Source organism: Paludibaculum fermentans, assembly GCF_015277775.1.
Lineage (GTDB): Bacteria > Acidobacteriota > Terriglobia > Bryobacterales > Bryobacteraceae > Paludibaculum > Paludibaculum fermentans.
Map to the genome: position 1 here is coordinate 7866598 of NZ_CP063849.1, position 21465 is coordinate 7888062.

The 21465-nt window shown below is 63.1% G+C and carries 17 protein-coding genes; 6 read left to right on the forward strand and 11 right to left on the reverse strand.

Annotation, left to right across the window (positions count from 1 at the left end; genetic code table 11):
* Positions 1-21 precede the first annotated feature (21 nt).
* On the reverse strand, positions 22-882 hold the full coding sequence (locus tag IRI77_RS31235) for a Nif3-like dinuclear metal center hexameric protein (RefSeq protein WP_194448868.1): 861 nt from the start codon (positions 880-882) through the stop codon (positions 22-24).
* A gap of 88 nt (positions 883-970) precedes the next feature.
* Between IRI77_RS31235 and IRI77_RS31240 the strand changes: the two genes are divergently transcribed.
* A complete protein-coding gene (locus tag IRI77_RS31240; protein ID WP_228486416.1) occupies positions 971-2293 on the forward strand; it encodes an alpha/beta hydrolase family protein in 1323 nt (440 codons plus the stop codon).
* A gap of 57 nt (positions 2294-2350) precedes the next feature.
* Here the strand turns inward: IRI77_RS31240 and IRI77_RS31245 are convergent, their stop codons facing one another.
* Together IRI77_RS31245 and IRI77_RS31250 are read right to left on the reverse strand one after the other, a co-directional pair.
* Positions 2351-5623 (reverse strand): TonB-dependent receptor, encoded by a 3273-nt coding sequence (locus IRI77_RS31245; RefSeq protein ID WP_194448869.1) that lies wholly within the window; start codon positions 5621-5623, stop codon positions 2351-2353.
* Positions 5624-5927: 304 nt separating this feature from the next.
* Positions 5928-6917 carry a hypothetical protein gene (locus IRI77_RS31250; RefSeq protein ID WP_194448870.1) on the reverse strand — a complete coding sequence of 330 codons (990 nt, stop codon included), beginning with the start codon at positions 6915-6917 and terminating at the stop codon, positions 5928-5930.
* A gap of 195 nt (positions 6918-7112) precedes the next feature.
* Between IRI77_RS31250 and IRI77_RS31255 the strand changes: the two genes are divergently transcribed.
* Positions 7113-8093, forward strand: coding sequence for a carboxypeptidase-like regulatory domain-containing protein (locus tag IRI77_RS31255; protein WP_194448871.1), 981 nt, complete (start codon positions 7113-7115; stop codon positions 8091-8093).
* Positions 8094-8107: 14 nt separating this feature from the next.
* Here the strand turns inward: IRI77_RS31255 and IRI77_RS31260 are convergent, their stop codons facing one another.
* Complete coding sequence (locus IRI77_RS31260) at positions 8108-8617, reverse strand: DUF6924 domain-containing protein (RefSeq protein WP_228486417.1); 510 nt, start codon at positions 8615-8617, stop codon at positions 8108-8110.
* Between the two features lie 99 nt (positions 8618-8716).
* Between IRI77_RS31260 and IRI77_RS31265 the strand changes: the two genes are divergently transcribed.
* Both IRI77_RS31265 and IRI77_RS31270 read left to right on the forward strand, forming a co-directional pair.
* The gene (locus tag IRI77_RS31265) at positions 8717-9073 is read left to right on the forward strand and encodes a hypothetical protein (protein WP_194448872.1); all 357 of its coding nucleotides are present in this window, start codon (positions 8717-8719) and stop codon (positions 9071-9073) included.
* 122 nt (positions 9074-9195) lie between these two features.
* Entirely contained in the window at positions 9196-9543 is a 348-nt protein-coding gene (locus tag IRI77_RS31270) for a VOC family protein (protein ID WP_194448873.1), read from the forward strand.
* 12 nt (positions 9544-9555) lie between these two features.
* Here IRI77_RS31270 and IRI77_RS31275 read toward each other — a convergent pair whose 3' ends face one another.
* Positions 9556-12246 (reverse strand): ABC transporter permease, encoded by a 2691-nt coding sequence (locus tag IRI77_RS31275; protein ID WP_194448874.1) that lies wholly within the window; start codon positions 12244-12246, stop codon positions 9556-9558.
* A gap of 12 nt (positions 12247-12258) precedes the next feature.
* A complete protein-coding gene (locus IRI77_RS31280) occupies positions 12259-12594 on the reverse strand; it encodes a PadR family transcriptional regulator (protein ID WP_194448875.1) in 336 nt (111 codons plus the stop codon).
* A gap of 125 nt (positions 12595-12719) precedes the next feature.
* Here IRI77_RS31280 and IRI77_RS31285 point away from each other — a divergent pair, with 125 nt between their 5' ends.
* The gene (locus tag IRI77_RS31285; RefSeq protein WP_194448876.1) at positions 12720-14063 is read left to right on the forward strand and encodes a YdcF family protein; all 1344 of its coding nucleotides are present in this window, start codon (positions 12720-12722) and stop codon (positions 14061-14063) included.
* 59 nt (positions 14064-14122) lie between these two features.
* Here the strand turns inward: IRI77_RS31285 and IRI77_RS31290 are convergent, their stop codons facing one another.
* Positions 14123-14560, reverse strand: coding sequence for a hypothetical protein (locus IRI77_RS31290; protein ID WP_194448877.1), 438 nt, complete (start codon positions 14558-14560; stop codon positions 14123-14125).
* A 637-nt stretch (positions 14561-15197) separates the two neighbouring features.
* Here IRI77_RS31290 and IRI77_RS31295 point away from each other — a divergent pair.
* Positions 15198-16187, forward strand: a complete 990-nt coding sequence (locus IRI77_RS31295) for a hypothetical protein (RefSeq protein WP_194448878.1) — start codon at positions 15198-15200, stop codon at positions 16185-16187.
* An 812-nt stretch (positions 16188-16999) separates the two neighbouring features.
* Here the strand turns inward: IRI77_RS31295 and IRI77_RS31300 are convergent.
* The 4 genes from IRI77_RS31300 to greB form a co-directional block, all read right to left on the reverse strand.
* Positions 17000-17437, reverse strand: a complete 438-nt coding sequence (locus IRI77_RS31300; protein ID WP_194448879.1) for a VOC family protein — start codon at positions 17435-17437, stop codon at positions 17000-17002.
* A 242-nt stretch (positions 17438-17679) separates the two neighbouring features.
* The gene (locus tag IRI77_RS31305; protein ID WP_194448880.1) at positions 17680-19086 is read right to left on the reverse strand and encodes a SpoIIE family protein phosphatase; all 1407 of its coding nucleotides are present in this window, start codon (positions 19084-19086) and stop codon (positions 17680-17682) included.
* Positions 19087-19982: 896 nt separating this feature from the next.
* Positions 19983-20204: a PF20097 family protein gene (locus tag IRI77_RS38750; protein WP_407674018.1), complete on the reverse strand. Its 222-nt coding sequence runs from the start codon at positions 20202-20204 to the stop codon at positions 19983-19985.
* A 272-nt stretch (positions 20205-20476) separates the two neighbouring features.
* Positions 20477-21100 carry a transcription elongation factor GreB gene (gene greB, locus IRI77_RS31310; RefSeq protein ID WP_194448881.1) on the reverse strand — a complete coding sequence of 208 codons (624 nt, stop codon included), beginning with the start codon at positions 21098-21100 and terminating at the stop codon, positions 20477-20479.
* Positions 21101-21465 lie beyond the last annotated feature (365 nt).

Sequence of the window (21465 nt, forward strand, 5' to 3'; positions counted from 1 at the left end):
TCTGGCCGGACACGCGCCCGCTCAGGCAACCGGGCGCCAGAACGGTTCGCCGGCAGAAATCCACTCCACCGGGACCTCCGGGATAAACGTCTTCAGCCAATCCGCGCACAGCCGCATGCCCGGCTCCTCGGACACTTCGTGCCCCAGGAAGATGACGCCTTTGCGGATTCCGGCCGTGATCACATCGCGGGCGTAGGCTCCGCCTTCCCACTCGGTCGACTCTCCGCCGACGAATACTTCGGATTCGGGATTGAGCTTCACCGCGAACATCGGATTGCCGGCGCCGGGGTACAGCACCACACGGCTCACCTTGGTCTTTGGATCACCGACGACTCGCATGGTCCGCGACTTCATGCTCTTCTGCATCTGCTGCGCCAGTTGGCCCAGCGTCAACTCGGGCAGCACGCACATGCGTGGATCTTTCTCCGACAGGTACTTCGTCCAGCCCAGGTCCTGGATCAGGCCTGTGGTGACGGGGTCGGGCTTGCGCATGTGCCAGTGGTCGTGGAAGCGCCAGATCACGAGTTGGTTCTTCTCGATGAACTCGCGTTTGTGCTGGTACACCGGATCTTCGGTCAACTGCGTCACGACGTCGGTGTGCGAATAAAACGTCGGCTCGTGGGTGACGATCAGGTTCCTGCCCGAGGCAGCGGCCCGTTGCAGCACCTCAAGGGTCGTCATGAAGGTGGTAGCGATGCCCTTCACCACCGTCTCAGGATTGCCTGCCTTGAAGGTGTCGATAGTGGCCGCGCGCCAGGGGACTCCGACGTTCTTCTGGATGCGCTCCACCACTTGCTGTGCGGTCAGGCCGGCGGGCTGCGCGGCCGCGGCGGCTGCCGCGAATAAACCGAACTCCCGGCGGCTAAGGCGATCCTGGGACATGGCTTCCTCCTGCGCAATCGGTCTCGACTGTCTGAATTATAGAAGAGGCGCGCCCGGCATTGATTCGCATCGGGGATAAGATGTCTCCATGCGATCCCAGCCCCGCCTCGCCACTTCGCTCGTGGCTTTCACTCTCCTCGTGCTACCGGCCGTTGCGCAGGCCCCACCGCCCACCGCTCCGGCAGCGGCGAAGCCTCCTTCCGTCGTGGCCGGATTCCCCGTCAACTATGATGAGGCGCTGGCGGGCGGCTACACCTTGCCTGACGTTCTGAAGTTGGCCAACGGCAAGCCGGTGAAGAACGCCAAGGACTGGAATGCCAAACGCCGCCCCGAACTCGTGAAGCTCTATGAGGAGCAACAGTTCGGCAGGACGCCGGGCCGTCCCGCGGCCATGAGTTTCGACGTCTTTGACAAAGGCACGCCGGCGATGGAGGGCAAGGCGCTGCGCAAACAGGTGACCGTCTACTTCTCGGCGGACAGGAACGGTCCGAAGGAAGACATTGTCATCTACGTCCCGGCCAAGGCCACCAAACCCGTACCGCTTCTGCTGTGCATCAACTTCTCCCCGAACGCCTCCATCTTCAACGACCCCGGCATCAAGCTGGGCGAGATGTGGAATCGCGACAAGAAAAAGGTGCCGGCCCAGCGCGGCGGCGGCTTGGGCCGCATGAACATCGACGGCCTGCTGGAGAAAGGCATTGGCGTGGCCGGCATCTACTACGGCGATATCGATCCCGATTTCCCGGGCGGCCTGCCGTTTGGAGTCCGCGCGCACTACCTGAAGCCGGGCCAGGCGGAACCGGCGGCCGACGAGTGGGGCGCCATCAGTGCGTGGGCCTGGGGCCTGAGCCGGGCCATGGATTACCTGGAGACCGAGCAGTCAGTCGATGCCAAACGCGTCGCGCTCTATGGCGTGTCGCGTCTCGGCAAGACCGTCCTGTGGGCGGGCGTCCACGACACTCGCTTTGCGTTGGTGGTGGCCAGTTGCTCCGGCGAAGGCGGAGCCGCGCTGAGCCGCCGCAATTTCGGCGAGACCATCGCCCACATGACTGCGCCGTCGCGCTTCGGTTATCAGTTCGCCGCCAACCGCGCCAAATATGCCGAACACCCCGAGCAATGCCCCGTCGACGCGCACATGCTCGTCGCCCTGATGGCCCCCAGGCCGGTGTTCCTGCAGACCGGTGACGGGGATCTCTGGTCCGACCCCAAAGGTGAATTTCTCGCTGCCGTCGCAGCCGAACCCGTCTACAAGCTGCTGGGCAAACAAGGTCTCGGCACCGATCAGATGCCCAAGGCAGGGGAGCCCATCTTCCACGACATCGGCTACCACATGCATGCCGGCGGTCACGGCACCATCCCGGGAGACTGGGTGCCTATCACCAAGTATCTCGAGATGTATCTGCATCCCTAAAGGAAAACGGGCGGCCATGGCGGCCGCCCGTCCCTTCGATTGGCTTGAATTTCGCCCCTAGAAGATGAGCTTCAGGGCGAACTGGACATACCGCGGATCGAACGTCGAACCGGAGCGGCCGAAAGACGCGCTGGACAGATCCACCGTCGGAGCCGTGAAGTTCGTCTTGTTCAACAGGTTGTAGAACTCGCCCCGGAACTGCAACCGCGCACCTTCGTTGATCATCGGCAGCGCGAAGTTTTTGGCGAGCACCATGTCGGTCTGGTACAGCGGGAAGCCATAGGCCACATTGCGGCCCAGGTTTCCGAACGGCGAAGTCACCGACGGAATCGCCAGGTTCGCCTTGTTGAAGTAGTTGGTGTAGTCACTGCCCGCGGTACGCACTCCGGCCGTACCGTCGATCACGTTGGGCCGCAGCGCCACGTTCCCCAGGAAGTCCGGTTGGCCGTCGGAAACGATGCCCGCCGTGTCGGGATAGCGGATGTTCAACGGCTGGCCGCTCTGCAGCGTCACGATGGAAGACACCTGCCATCCGCCGGTGATCGCGTCCAGGGCGTAGGGCATGCTCTTGCCCCAACGCCGGCCATGGCCGTATGGCACGTCGAACACGAAACTCGTCACTGAGTTGAACCGCTGATCGAAGCTCGACGCGCCCTTGTCGTTGGCCACGTTGCGAATGTCCTGCGGATTCGGGCTGCCGCCGTTGGTCGACTCCAGCACCTGGCCCACGGTGTCGATCGCCTTCGAGTAAGTGAACGAGCTCAGCAGCGTGACCCAGTCGGAGCGGTGCTCGAACTTGACCTGCAGCGAATGGTAGTTCGAGAAGGCCGTGGGCACCACGCCAGTGATGTTGTTGAAGCCCTGGTACGGGCGGCGTGCCAGCAGCGTGCCGCCGGTCGTCAGGCCGGAGGAGAGCTCCTGCGCGGTGATGGGCCGCGCCTGGTTGAAGTCGCCCAGCACAGGCAGGTGGTCGGCGCGATTGCCGACATAGGCCAAGTCCAGCAGCGTGTCCTTGAACAGTGTGCGCTGGATCGTGAAGTGCCAGTTCTGCACATAACCCCAGGGCGTCTTCGGATCGATGTAGAGGATCACGTTGGAGGGGAGGCTCGTGGGGTAGCCCATCTCCCGGGTGCGGAAGCAGCCGCTGTAGTTGTCGCCGCTGCACAGCGTGCCGAGATTCGCGGCACTGTTCAGCGTCGAGAACCGCGTGACAAACGGAGCGTTCGTATTCAGGTACTCCGCCGAGGCCATACGATTCCAGAAGTTCCAGCCGAAGCCGTAACCGCCGCGAAAGACCGTCTTCGAGTTCAACTGGTAAGCCGCGCCCAGGCGCGGAGCGAAGTTGTTGTGCTTCGTCTGCTGCAGGCTGCGGTCGGAATCCGATGCGACCACCAGCTTGTTCTGCGCCGGATCGAAATTGGCGAGCTTGTTGTCGGCATCGTACACAGGCGTCATCAGCTCGTAGCGCAGGCCCATGTTCAGCGTGAGCTTGCTGTTTACGCGGTAGTCGTCCTGCACGAAGAACCAGTTGCCACGCTGCCGCGACTTCGCCTGCACCTGCGTAGCCAGTTGGTAGGACGAGCGCGCGCCAAAATAGAAATCGGCCAGCGAGTTGATCGTGTTCGCGACACTCGCGTAGGAACCGAAGTTCTGCCCGGGAATCCTCGAGTACAGGCCGCCGAAACCGTCGATGCCGTAGAGCGGGTTCGTGTCGTCCACCGTGATCGCCAGGTAAAGACTCTCGTACCCGGCCTTCAGGTTGTGCCGGTTGAGAATCTTCGAGACATTCAGGCGGCCGTTCACCGTGGTGGGGAACTGCGCCTGCGGATTCGTCGACTGCCGCCCGAAGCGCGGGAAGCCAGTGATGTCCTGCGGCGTAATGCCGCCCTGGATGCGCGGCCCTTCCGGCAGGCCCGTGATGCCGAACAGCTCCTTCATCGAAGGTCCGCCCACCGCCGCCGGCAGCCGGTCCATGCCCAGGCGGGTCACCGCGAACCGCCCTTCCCAGACTTCGTTCGACCTCCGCGCCCACGTTACGCCCGCGATGCCCTGCTGGTTGAACGTATCCAGGAACCCAAGGTTGTTGCCGCCGGAGAAGCCCGTGATGAGGCCCGGAGCGAAAATGTTCTGCTTGCGGTGCGTGTAGCGGAAGAACGTCGTCAACTGGTCGGTGAACTTGTGATCCACCTTGACTGCGCCTTTGTCCTCGTCGAGCCGGTTCAGGTCGAAGCCGCCGAAGTTGTTGGTGATGCCGATCGCGCCGGCACCGGCGCGGTTGGGCGCGGGCAGTTCCGCCAGCACCTTGCGCGCGAACTTCGTCATCGGGACCGCCTGTCCGGCCGGGATCACCGTGCCGGCCGCAACACTGCGGCCCTGGTCATCCGTGAAGGTGATGGGTACCCGCACATCCACCGGCAGTATGCCGTTGCGCAGATCCGATGTCGGCAGGGAAGTCAGTGAGAACGGAGCCAGCCGCCAGCGCGAACCCTCATAATCCAGGAAGAAGAACGTGCGGTCCTTGACGATCGGACCACCGATCGTCGCGCCAAACTGGTTCCGCTTGTTCAGCGGCTTCTGGTTCAGCACCGGTTTGAAGAAGCCCGTGGCGTTCAGCTTTTCGTTCTGCAGGAACTCCCACGCCGAGCCGTGAAACTTGTTGCCGCCCGACTTCGAGGCCACATTCATCACAGCGCCGCCGCTGCGGCCGAACTCAGCGGAATAGGCATTCACTACCATGCGGAACTCCGCCACCGAGTCCGGCGAAGGCTGTGCCGACTGGTTCGAGAAGCCCTGGTTGGTGGTGCCGTAGAAGTTGTTGTCCACGCCGTCCAGCAGGAAGTTGTTCCAGACACTGCGCAGGCCGTTTACGTTGTAGGAACCCTCGCGCCGGAACGCGATCGAGCCCTGGTTGCCCACCTGCGATTGCCGTACACCCGGAGCCAGCAGCGCCAGGCTCGAATAGGTGCGGCCCTGGAGAGGCAGTTCCACCATCTGTCTGGTGGCGATGACCTGGCCCTTGGAGGAATTGTCCGTCTCCAGCAGAGGCACGGTGGCATCGACGTTCACCACCTCGTTCACCTGGCCAATCTTCAGCGTGAAGTCCACGCGCTGCCGCGCATTCACGCTCACCGTGACATTCTCAGCGGAGCCTTTCGCAAAGCCTTTGGCTTCCGCCGTAAGGTGATACGTGCCGATGCGGACCGTTGGAAATGCAAACTCTCCTGACTCGCCTGTTGTCGAAGTGATCGCGATGCCGGTATCGTTGTTGCGCAGCGTAACGAGCGCGGCCGAAAGCGGCGCGCCCTGCTCATCGCGTACTGCGCCTACCACAGCGGCGGAATCGAATTGCGCCAATACCGCAGGACAGATCAGGAGTGAAAACGCAAGTAGAGTGGATCGAATTGTCATGGACCCCAAGTGCTCCCGTTACAGAAATTGCTCCCTTACATCTTGCCGCGCGAACGTTTCAACTCTGAGAATCTACCATGAAGGTTTGACTTCAGGGCCTCAATTAATTCGAATGTTTACGGGGAGTTACGCAATGATTCGCAGGTCGGGGCGAACGCCCGCGTTGGGGGTGCGGCTGTGTCGCGCCGAGGGCAGTTCCCGCGCCGCCGCGCATGGGAGCGTGGCCCTACTTGCGGTTGATGCCGAGAAATCGTCCGGTCTCGCGGAACGTCGCCCGCAGGGCGCGCCCCGTTCCTTTGGTGCTCTTTGCGACCGCGTTCCCTGTTCTTGTGCCGGCTGTTTCGATCGCTCCGCCTGTCTTGTTTCCGCTGACAGCCAGGGCATCCGCCGTGGAGTCGCCTGCCAGCAGGACAGCTTGCGGAGCGCGCAAGGGAACGTGCAGCGTCATCACGCCCGGATCCTTCCGCTTGTTCAGTGAAACCATCAGTTCTTCGGTGAAGTCGATGCCCAGTTTCTCCAGCATGGGCCAATGGGTCGACCGGATCCATTCAGTCCCATTCAGTAGGGCTCTGGCCTCGCCTACGTTGATGATGCGTGTGGCCCGCCAAGCCTTGCTGTTCTCGCACACATCGCCTCCGCAGCCCCACGTACAGGCGCCGCGATGCAGGAACGACGCGTGTTTCCCGCGAGACACCCAGACCGTCGCCCCACGGTCTTCCGCTTCCAGATCCTTAGCCTTCGCCGCGCTGCTGAAGTCGCAGACCGTATCCTCGTGCGCGGCGGCATACCAGAACAGCGCCTTCCACTCGTCCTGGGCTCCGGCCGTGGTTTGCGCGCGCACCAGCACGGAGACGTGCTCCGCATCCAGGTCATGCCCGCCCCGGCCGCAGTCCCGCGTCCAAAGGTGGTAGTAGTGCAATTCGATCAACCGCCCCGATACCGCGGACGATGTACGCGGAAACGCCTGCCCGTAGAGCGTGCCATTTCGGGCCAGTAATTGCGGCTGCGGCAACCCTGGATGGAACACCGCCGGCAACCCGTCGCACTCCCTGGCGCTCAGTTGCAGCACGGGCACGAACTGCTCCAAAAGCGCCTGCTCCAGTTCATCGCCCAGACCGTCTCGATCCGCATCCAGTATTACTGCTGCCCGGACCTCATCCTCCACGTCAGCCGGCCGCAATGGCAAGGCCAAGCACACCAACAGAAAAAGAGGCATCACTGTCTGGAAAGAACCCACCCTCCCAGCCTAGCCCAACCCGGCGAGTCGGTCTGTTCTCACGACACTTGTCTGCTTGCAGCCTGTGCCCCCATGCCCTAACATGTGCAAATGCGCCTGGTCACGGCCGCATTTCTGGTTTCCACTCCGCTTTTCGGCTGCTGGTGTGAGAATGCACTCAGCCCTTGTCAGGAAATGCGCAGCGAGAACACCGTTTTCGTCGCCCGTGTGATTGTCGACAGCGGCGAAGGTCGCGGCTCCGGTCCGGCTCGCGTCGTCATTGAGGAACCATTGTGGAACGTTCCCCAGGGTTTGCGCGAGGTGGATGTCGACACGATGGCCGGAACCACTTGCTATCGCCGGCTCAAGACCGGTGAGCGATATGTGGTCTTTGCTGGGACAGATCCCGGACCGAAGCCCCACTTGTCCATGTCATCCTGCTCCAAGACGTTCTCACTCGCTGGCAATGAGTACCTTCTCAACGCCCTGCGGGTCAAGGCGCTGGGCGGACCCTCCCGGCTGGTCGGCAAGGTCAGCCGTAGCGGCGTCTCGAACGCCACCCGGCGCCCTATACCCGGAGTCACCGTCATTGCCCGTTCCTCTGATCAGAGCTTCGAGACCATCACCGACAATGAAGGGCGGTACGAGCTTCGTGCCTTGCCTCCTGGCTTCTACCAGCTCGAAGTGTCGAAGCCCGGATTTCTTCCCGATGAGGAATACAACAACACTCAGCCTGGCTGGCCCGCACGCGGGAACGCATCAGAACCCTTCGGGGCGCGGCCCGCGCCGGTCAGCGTGCCCCTCGCCGCTGGATCCTGCGAAGTTTGGGATCTGGCTCTTTGGCCGCGCGGCCGCATTTCCGGACAAGTCTCCTTCCCGGACGGCCAACCAGTCGCGGGGATCCTTGTCCAGGCCGTTGAGTCGTACAGTCAGGACTGGAGGAAGTCTAAACCAATGCGCACCGCCCGCACCGATGCCGCCGGGCGCTATTTGATCGAACCCTTGCCGGGCAGCGACTACGTCGTCTCCGTGGATCCAGGCAGCGTTCGTGGACTCGCGCCGTCCGCGGCTGTATTCTTCACCGCCAAGCGGGGTGAGTCCAACCCTGCCGAGGTTCACGTCAAGGACAACCAGGAAACCACCGGCGTGAACATCACGCTGCCGCCGCCGCATTAGCTTTCTGCCCTGCCTCACCGCCGCGGAAACCCGCGAAACACTCCATCCCTCTCCACCGCATCGGCAAACTCGAAGAAATCCATATTTGCGATGGAAAGATTGTTCTCGATGCTCTGGATAGCCGCGGGAATCGCCCGGAACGAGCGCCCCTTCTCCGCGTGTAGATCCACCACCAGGATCGGGAACTCCGGTTGGCCCACCGTCGTTCCATCGACGACGAACAGCACCGTGTGTTTGTAGTTCTGCGGCACGAGCGCCACCAGCGCGTCCTTGCTCAACCCACGGAAAATGACGTCATCCAGAAATTCGACATGCGCGTAAAACTCATTGCCCGGCGCTTGCACCGGCGCGCGCACCATCTCGCAAATCTTCTTCCATTCCCGCTCATGGCCGAACTCCGTCCGGATCACGAGAGGACTCACTGTGTCTGGCAGGGAACGAGGAGCCAAGACCTGCGGCGGAGCGTGACACGCCCCCGCAAAGACGCATGTCACAAGAATGCCGCTGAGGATCCACGCGTGCATGGCGTGCCGCCATTCTATCCCAGCTCACAATGCGTACGGCCCGAAGCAAGGCGAGCACCCCTCTGGCCGCGTCATCCATCGACTAAGCTGGGGTTTCACATGGAACCACCCCCGCCGCCAACCGGACCCCTCGTTGCGGTGAAGCTCCTCCACACCGGCGTGTGGCTCTTCTTCGTCGCCTGCATCGTGTCGATCCCCGTCACCGCAGCCCTGCGCCGGTTCTCCTGGGCGGCCGCAGCCTTCGGCCTGGTTCTGCTGGAATGCGCCATCCTGGCCGCCAACCGCGGCCGCTGCCCTCTCACCGATGTCGCCGCGCGCTTCACCCCAGAGCGTGCCGACAACTTCGATATCTACCTGCCGCTCTGGCTCGGGCGCCACAACAAGTCCATCTTCGGGACCCTCTTCCTGGCCGGATCTCTCTTCGCCCTCTGGCACTGGCTGCAATTCCGCGCCTAGTTCTCATACCTGCCGCCCGCGTCCGCCATGCTACGATGGTCCCCATTCCAGAGAGGGCGTAGCGCTGTCAAGGCACTCACCAGGGCCGGCGCAGGCCCGATGCACCAACAGGAGGGAAATCCATGGGACGCCCGGTTGTTCACTTCGAAATCGGCTGCCGCGACAAAGCCAAAACCGGTGACTTCTTTTCCAGGCTCTTTGACTGGCAGATCCAGGATGCCGGCCCTGCCGGAATCATCGATACCGCCAGCGGGCAGGGCATCGCCGGCCACATCACCGCCCTGGGCCATGAGCCCCACAACTACACGATGTTCTATGTCGAAGTCGAAGACGTCCAGGCCTCGCTCGACAAGGCCGTCGAACTCGGCGGCGCCAAGGTCGTCGGACCCATTCCTATCCCCACCGGCACCTTCGCCTGGTTCAAGGATCCCGAAGGCAACGTGATCGGGCTCGTCAAAACAAACAACTAGGGGACTGGCCCGCTACTCGTACCGCAGCGCCCGCGTTGGTGCGATCCGTGTCGCCGACCGTGCCGGTACATACGCCGCGAACGTCGTCACCAGCAGCATCACCGGCACCACCACCAGGTAGGCCAGTACGTCCACGCCACCCGCGTTGAACAGCATCGAGTTCAGCAGCCGCTCTACCGCAAACCCCAGCCCCAGCCCGATCACCGTCCCGATGCCCACCAGCACCAGGCCCTTGCCCATCATCAGCCGCAGCACGTCCATCTGATTCGCGCCGATCGCCATCCGGATCCCGATCTCCCGCGTCCGGCGCGCGACATTGTAGGCCACCAGTCCATACAGGCCCGCCATCGCCAGCAGCAGCCCCACCGCGCCGAAGGTCCCCACCAGGTTGATCGCCACCTGCGGTCCATCCACCGACGCGTAACGGTACAAATCCTCATACGTCCGGGTCTCAATCATCGGCATGTTCGGATCCAGCCCGCGCACCACATCCTTCACCGGCTGCACCAGTTGCATCGGATCGCCGCTCGTCTTCACCATCAGCACCATCCGCGGAGCCGCATGCTGCGCCATCGGCAGGTAAACGAAATCCATCGCCTTCTCGAACGTCTCGCCATACTTCACCGTCTGCGCGATCCCCACAATCCGCACCGCGGGCCCCGTCCGCCCGTCCATCCGGAAGTGCTTGCCCACCGCGTCTTCGTTCGGCCAGTAGTGCCTGGCGAAATGCTCATTCACAATCGCGACCCGCGGCGCCTCCGCGCTATCGGACTCCGCAAAACCACGGCCGCGCGTAATCCCAATCCCCATCGTCGGGAAGTACCCCGCATTCACCGTGTCCATCTTCGTCTGGAAACTCTCCCGATCCCTCGGCATCTCGAAACCGTCCGGCACAAATGCCAGTTGTTCGAAACTGTCCAGGCCCAGCGGCGGATTCTGCGTCAACCCGGTGCTCCGCACGGCCGCCGTGCCCCGCAGCCGCTCGGTCAGCAGCCGGTAGAACTGCTGCGTCTGCGCTTCCGAATACTGAATCAGCCGCGGATCGAACTTCACCATCAACAGGTGATCCTTCGCGAATCCGATGCCTTCACCCAGGCTGCTGCGGAACCCACGCACCATCAGGAACGACGCGGCCAGCAGCATCAGCGACATCGCCACCTGCGACACCACCAGGGCGTTCCGGCCCCACAGCCGCCTCCGTCCGGGCATATCCACATCCGCTGTCTTCAGCCCCGCCGCCAGGTCCATCCGCGTACTCTGCAGCGCCGGAGCCAGGCCGCAGAACAGCGCGCACAACACCGACAGCGCCAGGCTCGCCGTCAGCACCCGCAGGTCCATCCGGAACGGCACCGTCACCGGCAGGTCCGCCGGGATCTCAAAACGCTGCAGTAGCTCGATCCCCGCATAGCCCACTCCAATCCCGCCCAGCCCGCCCAGAATCGCGATCACCAGGCTCTCCGTCAGCAGCAGCCGGATCAGCCGGAACCGTCCGGCGCCCATCGCCAGACGCACCGCGATCTCCCTCGTCCGTGTCCGCGCCCGGCTCAGCATCAGCCCCGCCGCGTTCGTACATGCCACCAGCAGCACGCCCAGCGCCAGCATGGTGAAGATCACGCTGAACTTCCAGTTCACGTCATCTTCACGCGTCCGCAACTCGAACTGCGTACGCACCACCGCTCCACGATCCCGGTTGAACTTTGGGTACTCGCGCTCAAATCCCCGCGCCAGCAGGTCCATCTCATGCTGCGCCTGCGCTTGCGTCACTTCGCGTTTCAGCCGCGCCCGCACCAGCAACTCCCGGTCGTCCCGATCCACGAAGAAGCTCTTCCGCGGATCCGTCGAGAACAGCTTCGCCATCGCCAGCGGTACATAGAATTCCGGCCGGCTGAAGATGAGCATGCCCGGGAACGACTCCGGAGCCACGCCGATCACCGTAAACTCCGCTCCATTCAACCGCACCACCCGGCCCACAACACTCGGATCGCTGGCAAACTCCCGCTTCCAAAACCCCGGAGCCAGCACCACCACCGCATCCCGCCCCGGCACCGTGTCCTCGTCATCCCGGAATCCACGGCCAAGCTGCGGCTCCACACCCAGCACCCGGAAGTAGTTGCCCGAGACCAGCATGCCGCCGCGCACCACCGGCGTCGTGTCCGCCTTCGCGCTGAAGCCCACCGCGCTCAACGGCAGGCTCGCAGCCACTCCGCTGTAGCTCTCCGCGTGCGCCTTCAGGTCCATGTACTCGCGGTAGGAGAACGCGTCATACCGGTTGTCCCGCGACGAACTCATCAGCGTCATGATCTCGCCCGGGCTCGCCACCGGATACGGCCGGAACACCAGCGCATCCAGCATGCTGAACGGCGTCGCCGTCATCCCGATCCCCAGCGCGATCGTCATCACCACAAACGCTGTCAGCCCCGGAGTACGCCGCAGGCTCCGCATCGCATACCGCACGTCATCCAGGAAATCCGTCAGCCACTGCACCTGCCGCAGGTCGCGCATCTCTTCCTTGCGCTGCTCCAGGCCGTCCATCGCCCGCAACGCCCGGTATCGCGCCTCCGCCGGAGACAGCCCCTCGGCAATGCCCTCTTCAATCTTGTGCTCCAGGTGGAATTGGAGCTCTTCCTCCAACTCCCGCTCCATCCTCCGCCGCAGCAGAATCGACTTCAGCCGCAACGGCAGCGTGTACCACCAGTGCTCCATTCGCATAGGTCCCTAAGCCTCCGAGATCTGCACCACGTTGGTGATGGCGGTCGACAGCCGCTGCCAGTTCGCCGTCTCCGTCTCCAGCTGTTTCCGCCCCAGCCGCGTCACGGAATAAAACTTCGCGCGCCGGTTGTTCTCCGTCTGCTTCCACTCCGCCTGGATCCAGCCCTCCTGCTCCAGCTTGTGTAATGCGGGATACAGCGACCCCTCGCTCACCTGCAGCACATCGCCCGAAATCGATCGCAGGCGCAGGCTGATCGCCCACCCATGCAGCGGCTCCAGCGCCAGAATCTTCAGCAGCAGCAGGTCCAGCGTGCCCTGCACAAGGTCGTTAGGCTTGCTCATCTCGGTTTCCTAGATGAGTGTACGAAGACTTCCCTCGGTAAGCAAGAGGAAAGTTCGAGTCATCGCCCGCCCGCCCCGCTACAATGACAGCATTGTGCCCACCCGGCACTAGTAAGGACACCGCCATGAACATCTCGCGGACGAACGGTCACCCGCACGGTCTCCGCCACGCTCCGGCCTTCTTCCTCTTTCTCAGCCTTCTGGCCCAGGCCGCGCCACGGCCCGCACCCCTCACCCTCCACCACCCGGTCCAGGATAAGAACTTCTACCTCCTCTCTTCCATCGAGCAGACTCCGTCCGTCCGAGCCCTCATCCAAGCCGATCCCGGCCTCGCCCAACTCGCCGCCGCCAAACGCGCCGCCCTGGCGGACGCCCCCCGAGCCTGCGCCGCCGACGTCGAATGCTACGCCAAAGCCATGCGCTGGTCCGACGACGAAATCGCCCAGGCCCGCGCGGCCTTCACCCGCCTCGCCGCCAACCCCGCCATGGCCCGCTTTGTCGAAGGCGTCCTCCGCCCCTCCGGCATGTTCCAGCGCTACAGCGCGAAGCCCTCCGCCGCCCTGCTCGAGACCGCCTGGGAAGACGCCGCCCGCAAAATGAATCGCGCCATCGACCTCTTCGCCATTGGCCAGTCCCCGCAGCGCATGCCCGGTCCACCCCCATCCGGCCCGCCGCCCCAGGCCGCTCCCGGCGCTCCGGCCCAACCACCGCGCGGACCCCGTTTCGACCTCACCTCCTACGACGTCAAATCGCCAGCCTTCGCCCGCATGGTCCAGATCATGGCCGGCATCGTCGGCAGCGACCCCAAGTCGCTCGAACTCTTCTTCCAGCCGTCGCTCAAGTTCTCCATCGAACTCCTCCTGCTCCACGGCCATGACGAAGCCGGCCGCCACGAGCCCCTGGAATCGGGCGAAAACCGCGCCGCCCTCGCCCGCATCGCCACCACCCCATGGGCGAATTACCCCTATACCGTCATCGTGGTTCTCGGCAATGGACCCGAACGCGACGGCGTCGCCCTCGCCCCTGTCGGCCGCCTCCGCCTCATGCTCGCCGTTCGTGAATTTCGCGAGAAGAAGGCCCCCTTCCTGCTAGTCACGGGCGGCTACGTCCACCCCAACCTCACCCCCTACAGCGAAGCCATGGAGATGAAGAAGGCCCTGCGCACGGAGTTCGGTATCCCCGAGGACGCCATCCTCGTCGACCCCCAGGCGCGCCGCACCACCACCAACCTCCGCAACGCCGCGCGGCTCATCTTCCGCTATGGCATCCCCGCCGATCGCAAGGGCCTCATCCTGACGGATCAACTCCACAGCGCCACCATCGAGACGCCAGCATTCCTGGAGCGCTGCGTCCGCGACTTCGGCTACGAACCGGTCCGCCTCCTGTCGCGCATCTCCCCCTTCGATCTCGAGTTCACGCCCTTGATCGACTCACTCCACGCCGACGCGACGGACCTCCTGGATCCATAAATCCACCCGCGCCCACTCCACAGGACGGTCCGGCGCCCGGGCCGTCCGGCGCGCAGCAATCACTGGCGCTCAAAACGAACAACCACGCAGCCCGGCTCCTCAAGCTCCACACGGCCGGACTCGCATGATGTGAGCGCCACGGAGCGCGTGCAGATGCCGGTAGTGGAAAAGCCGGCGGCGAACATCCCGAAAGGGCCAAAGCCGTTGCCCATTCGAGGCTTCTCCTTGATCGTGCCATGAAGCTCCGCACGGGTCAGCACGTAGCCCACCAGGATCACCGGTACTCTCGTTCCTGGCAACGGCGTCGATAACGCTTCGAGGTGTCGGCGAAGTTCCGAAGACACCACTGAAACGTACAGCGTGTTCGGCCACTCGATCCCGCCTGTCCTCAACGCCGACGGACAACTCTCGCAAGCCGCCCGCAGATCACCCGTCTTGACATCAAGGGTGCCCGCCACAGAAATCAGCTTGTCTCGGAGCTTCTTCGCATGCAGCACGACATCGCAAACGCTCCGGACCCTCAGTCCCGCACGGCCTGGTTTTGTCTCGGGCTTCTGGGCCCAACAGGAGGCGGCTACACCAACCAGGAGGACCAATGAGATAATTCTGGGAACCCAGGATTCCGATTGCATGGATCCAGTGAATCACGACTCGCGAAGCTCCGCCCGATTGCGTGGGAGGCGTGGACGCAACAACACACGCGCGCTTGCGCGGTCACTGCCAATCAGCGCGATCAGGCGCCTCACCCCGGCCGCTACAAATCAAGCGGGACGAGGACTGCCGCTATCTACTGCGGCCTCCAGCGGCACTGTCGCAGCCGGCTTTGGACGGTTGTCCGGACACCGGCCCTATGGCGCGCACACCTCCCTTGTTTGGTGAAGCTCGCAGGATCGGCGTCTCCGGCATGGGTCCGCCTGGCCACACTCCAGGGGTTGAGCTGGAAACAGGCCAGACCGGAGCAGGCAACTGCGTTCCACACCCCAGCCCCTCACCGTGCTGGCCGGCGCAGCATCACCACTGTCCGGAATACGTCGAGCCGAACTGCACGATGTGAAAGACCCGGTCGAAACGGTCCCTCTCCTCCTGTTGATAATCCAGAGGGGCACGCGACTTGTCAAACTAGGAGCAGTTGAAATGAAGCTCTGTCAAACAACCGCACGGATCTCGTGCCATGGCATATCAACACTGGTTTGGGATGAAGAAGACCTTGTTGATGTCACCAGCAATCAGCGCATCCACCTGGATGGGTCCGTAACCCAATCCCAGTTTGGACTTGCGTACGAGTTCGACCGGGCAGTCTGTCTCCGGGAATCTCGCAGTTTTTGGGCTGTCGCCTACGCGAATAGGGGTACTGCCGCAGCTCTAATGAAGAATGGGAAGTTCCATCGACAGCTCAATCGCGACTTCAATCACGCGGAGTGGTTTGATTACCCGGTCACCCTCGCGCCGCGTGCAGATGGTCGGATCGTGGTCATTCACTGCCCACGATCCTATAACACCCTGGAGTTTGAAGATGCTGAGACAGGAGAGATCCTGGAAGTTAAGACGTCCGAGGGGATGGAGTTTCACTCGCGTCTGGCGGTTTCGCCGAATGGACGATTCCTCCTCAGCGCAGGATGGTTTTGGCATCCCTTGTGTGGCGTATGGCTCTGCGCCCTGCAGGAGTCGCCAGATGGGATGCCTGGATCGAACGAACTGGCCTTTTCGTATGGATACGAGTTTGATTCTGCAGCGTTCCTCGATGACGATCGTCTGGTTCTGACTACCACCGCGGAAGGAGTAAACACAGGAATCCCGAAGACGGGGCTTGGATCGCTGAAGTTGGGTGTTTGGAAGATCTCGGAAACAAAATGGATCTCGACTGCAGATCTGGCGGAGCCCTCGGGATTGATCATGCCTTGGCAAGACTGGGTTATCTCTTTTTATGGGCATCCAAAGGCGATTGAGCTAACAACTGGAGCCGTTGTCCATCGATGGGATCAAGTCAATTCTGGTCGTCAGGTGGGGGCCATTGATCTGGGGGACCCATCGCCACCCCTGGTTGCCCTCGACCCACGGGGAGGACGGTTCGCGGTGAGTGGCCCCGATGGCATAACGGTGGTGACCCTCTCGTCCACCGCTTGAGGATCCTTTGCCGAAAGTGTCAGGCGCGCGTTGTTCGCAAACTGATTCCACGATCTCTGACAGTTCAAACACCGTCAACGAGCGCGAATGCCACGCCCACCCCCGCGACCTCAGGTGATAACGTCAACAGATAACGTCAAAACCGAATCATCCTCCCCGGCAATCATGTCCTAATCCGCCACCCCCATCCTCGACCTCGAGCAACCCCCGCCGCCCTTCAGCAAGCCAACCATTAGGGGCGGCGCCAAACAACTGCACATCCCAGCTTATGTGGGGCAGAGTTTGTTCTGCGCGGAGCTTTGGCTCCGCCCCTCAGGAACACAGCAAACTTCGGCGTCCTTGTTGCTCCCGCCCCATACCGCTCGCAGTTGCAGAATCCGCGGCCGCCATCCGCGGTGTGGCCGTCATGCCCTCCTTACCAAACGGCGCCCTTGCCACTCTCAGGGCAGGCGGCCATCCGTCCAAGTGGATTGCATCCGAGTGGCCGGCGGTCCACTTGGTAGCCGAAAGCGGCGGTCTCAACGGCCGTTTCCCCCAGTCCGCTGGCCAGTCAGCGATGACAAAGGAATGGGGACCTTCGGGAACAGGCCATCAGTGATTGCGCTCAGTCACCTGCCCGAGCCCCCAACGGGGCGTCTGAACGCTGAGCCGGATTCGCCCGAAGGGGAAACCCTCGCCTTCCATTCACAGCCGGCATCCGCGGTGCCCGAACCGCCGATTACCCTGGGCTCCGGTGCAGTGGCAAAACTTGCCCTTCGTGAGACGCGCCCGCTCACCTCGGCCGCTCCTCCTCACCGTTTTCCCAATCGCCCTCACCCGAGCTCCTGCGCCAGTCCAATGAGCAGCCCTTCCGGCCCGCGAAGATAACAGAGCCGGTACGAGTCTTGATACCGGACGACGTCGCCAACCAGTTGCGCGCCGCGCCGGCGGAGCCGTTCCAGTGTCTCGTCGATGTCGTCCACCGCGAACATGACGCGTAGGTAGCCGAGAGCGTTCACGGGAGCATTCCGGTGATCCGCGATGACAGGCGGCGCAAGAAAGCGGGAGAGCTCCAGCCGGCTGTGGCCGTCCGGTGTGCGCAGCATGGCAATCTCGACGCGCTGACCGTCCAGGCCCGTGACGCGTCCTGCCCACTCCCCTTCAATCGTGGCCCGCCCTTCGAGCTCAAGGCCAAGCTCGCGAAAGAAATCAATCGCCCCGCCCAGGTCCTCGACGACGATGCCGACATTGTCCATCCGCTTCAAGCCCATCCGTCCAATCTACAGGCTGCCGTCGAATCCGGCAACGAACTCAATTGGCAAAGCCGGAGCACAAGTGATACCCGAAAGCCCGCGGGGGCGCGCCCGGATCGCGCTGACCCGAGGCCCATCACACGCCGCCAGGAAACGGAACTGCCGGTCGTGGCGGCGGCCTGTGGGCATCCGTCCGGAGCTCCAGTGCTGGAAGCTTGCTCCTGGAAAGCGCCCGGGCGCAAGCGGGTCGAATCCCGCGCTTAGAAGCGCAGCACCACCATCGTCATGTCATCGTGCTGCGGCACGCCGCCGGCAAAGGCGTCGGCCGCGCGAAACAGGTGCTGCAGCAACTCCTCGGCGTTCAGGTCCGCGTGCGCCTGCGCTTCGGCGATCATTCGGTCTTCCCCCCACTCATCGTCCGCGGCGTTCATGGCTTCGCTGATGCCATCGGTAAAGCCCAGCAGAATATCGCCGGGGAGCAGCGGAAACGTCTGCTCCTGGTACCCCGCGCCGGCAAACAGCCCAATGACGGGGCCTCCGTCTCCCAGGCGAAACACCCGCCAGGAGCCTTCTTCTTTGCGCAGCACCGCCGGAGGATTGTGTCCGCCATTCACGTAATGCAGCGTGCGCGAAACGCAGTCCAGCTCGGCGTAGAAGAACGTGGCATAGCGGTTGGAGCCGGATGCGCCGTGGAGCAAGCGGTTCACATTGGCCATCTTGGTCCCCAGGTCCCCGGAGCCGCTCAGCACCTGGCCCCGCAGGCTGGCGTGCAGGCTGGCCATCAACAACGCGGCGGACATGCCCTTGCCGCTAATGTCGCCAATCGCGATCCCCAGGCGCTCGCAGCTGCGCGCCCCGCCTCCGCCGGCGGATGAGAGGCTTTCGCCAGACGCCTGCCCAGCTTGGGCCGGCGCGACATCGCGGATGTCGATCAGGTCATAGTAGTCGCCCCCCACCGCCTGGGCGGGCCTGCAGTGCGCCGCCATCTCTACCCCCGCAACGTGGGGGATCACCTGCGGGAACAGGCGCTCCTGCACCTCACGGGCAATCTCGAACTCGCGTTCCAGCTTGGCGCGCGACAAGGCCTCCTCGGTCAGCGTGGGAATCAGCTTGTAGACGTTGACCAGGATGCCCGACGGCAAAGCCCTGGAACTGCCCAGCGCGAATCCGCGGGGCAGGGATCCGCCCTCGAAAAGGCGCTTGCCTTTGCCCAGCGCAATCGGATTCACCAGCAGCACCACCTCATCCGCCAGTCCATGAACCAGCAGCGCGGAGATCAGCGAGATGCTGCCCGCAACGATCAGATCCGGGCCCTTCCTCGCCTTAATGCGCCGGATGCTCTCAACGAGGTCCGCTCCCACGGCCTCGGAAGGCCCCCATTCCAGACTCTCCGGCCTGTGAGTGACGACATACTTCGTCGCCGCATTCAGCCGGTCCGCCATCGGACTCTTCGGAGCACTCCGCCAATAGCCCGCCATCAAGTCGTAGGTTCGGCGGCCAAACAGCATGTCGCAGGTCTTGCCGTACAGCTCGTCCACGATCTGCAACCCGGCAGGCGACCGATACGGCGCCGTCCAGTCGCCGTAAGGGAAATCGTCACCCGGCCCCGCGGTCATTTGGATGACGCCATCGAGCGAGATATGCTCGATGATCTTGAGTCTGCGCATATGGAACTACTATAAAGGCTCGATTTGCGCTTCAGTGAGGAACAACCACGGAGCAAATCCATGAGGAGCGAGCGCCGGAGGGCAGCCCCTCGACCTGGCTTTCAACGCCAACCGTGGCAATCAACAGCCTCTGCGAACAGGGACCACCACGTTGTGGGGCGGCATTTATGCCGCGTGGGGCTTGAGCCCCGCCAAGTCAAAGCCCAGGAAACTGCTGCGCAATACTTGCGTGACCCTGAAGGCGGCCGTGCATCGCAACACATGCTCGAATTCGACCTGTGGTGGCCCGGTGATGCCGCGCCAGAAACCCGGCAGCGCACGCCGGAGGCGCCATGCGACCGCCCGCACGAAACCCCGCTTGCTCGAAGCACTCGCTGGAGAGATCACCGGCGCCGAACACCGTTTCGAGCCCGCCTTACTGCACCTGGAAGCCGCACCGGTCCCTCTCGACAAGTCTGGATCCGATTCCGGTGTGGCCGGCTTCGCCGAGAAGCAATGGGCGCGGAGTGGTTCCAATGCCGGGCCGCACAACCGCGAAGTAATCCCTTTTAGCACCAGGTCCTCGATCTGCTCCCGCCTTCTGGCTTGCGCACCACCGGGCGAGAACCGTGCCGAAGCTTCCAAACGAGGGGCCGCCTGCCCCGCACAGCGCAGAAGTCGGCTTGCGGAATCAATCAGGTTCGACTTCCGGAAAAGCCGGCCATCCATTCGTTCAGGGCGCCGGCCCTTCCCGGGTCGCCGGTGATGGTTCATCGTAACTGTGGCCGGGAACCAGCCCGGCTTCCTATCCACGACCACGCGGTGGAGAAGCTGGAGACAACCAGGGTTTCAGGATCGGCGATCTCATGCGGGAGATCGCGGGGGAAACGGCCGGCGCGGCAATCCCGGCCCTTTTCCTATTTCGCGTACGACTCTAGATAGCCGCATCCCGTGCAACGATAAGTCGTGATCTCATAGTGCGGACCGTCCTTGGACTGTACTCCGCGCCAAAAAGACTTCTGCGGTTCGCCCGGCTGCCATTGCGCCACAACGCTGGATGCGTGATCTTTGTGGTCGAGAATAAACCCTTGTTCCATTTCGCCGTTGCATTTCGGACACTGATTGTGAGATTCCATCATCTCCCCCGGAGCCAACTATCTCGAAGAGCGGCCAGTAGCGTTCAATGCCGGCAAGCTCGTGGCCGGAACTCGTAGGAGGTTCCAGCCTACAACCTCCCTGACAGGCGGTCAACCAAAGGCTGGAAGACTGTTTAGCAATGAACACCGGCTGAACCGCGCGCCAACAGGAGGTAATTCGGCAGCAGCCCAAGATGCGGATGGCCGACGATCTACCCGGAGTCGTCAACTCGCCACTCGTCCTCCAGCCCGACCCGTAAGGTACATGTGTCGAGTTACGAGCTTCGGCCAGGGCGATCGGAATTGCGAGAAAACCCCTTTGACGAGGATTCGGCAAAAGGCGGTTCACTGAATGGTTCGACCGCGATGCTCTCATAACGCACTTCCAGTACGATCAGGTCGGTTGTGCCGCCCGGCGCCATGAGTTCTACGCGGTCGCCTTCCGCCGACTTCAGCAAGGCGTGTCCCAGCGGCGAGAGCCAACTGATGTGGTTGCGGTGGAGATCGACCTCGTCGGAACCCACGATACTGACCACATGTTCGGCACCCTTGGCGTCGGCATAGCGCACAGTGGCTCCAAAGAATACCCTTGCCGAGGCCCGCTCCGATCTCGGAGCGCCCGGGTCGACCACTTCCGCGGCTTCAATGCGCTTGCGGAGAAAGCGAATCCGGCCATCGATCTGACGCAGGCGCCGCTTCCCGTACTTATAGTCCGCGTTATCGCTGCGATCGCCGTTGGCGGCTGCCCACGACACCATCTCTGTGACGGCCGGGCGTTCCCTGGTGACGAGAAAGTGATATTCGTCAGTGAGACGCTTCAGGCCGCCTGGCGTGATGTAGTTCTTGCCCGGCGATTCGGGTTTGTCCGGTTGGGGTTGTCGAGTAAACGCTGTTCGCACTGATGAGTCCGTCCCGCGCGAATCTCGCGGATGAACCAGGGGCCACGAAAAAGCGGCGCGGAAAGCACCGCGGATGTCCGAGTTCCCTGGGAGGCGTGCCTCTACTTACCGATTCTTTCACGTTCTGAAATCCACGTTGACCTGACCCGCCGCCCCGGGGGGCTCGCGCGCGAAGGCACGCCGATGGCAGAAGGCCGCCCGGCGCGTGCGATTTGCCGGCGAAGCACGGGCAAACCGGAAATTGGGCGGCCAAGGTTCTTCGGCAGGTCTCAACTTCCCCCTTGGCGACAACCCACCCGGCGGCGACGGGAAAGAATACGTGGTCAACGTGGATCTGATCGGAGGTCACGCTGCATTGGCAGGCC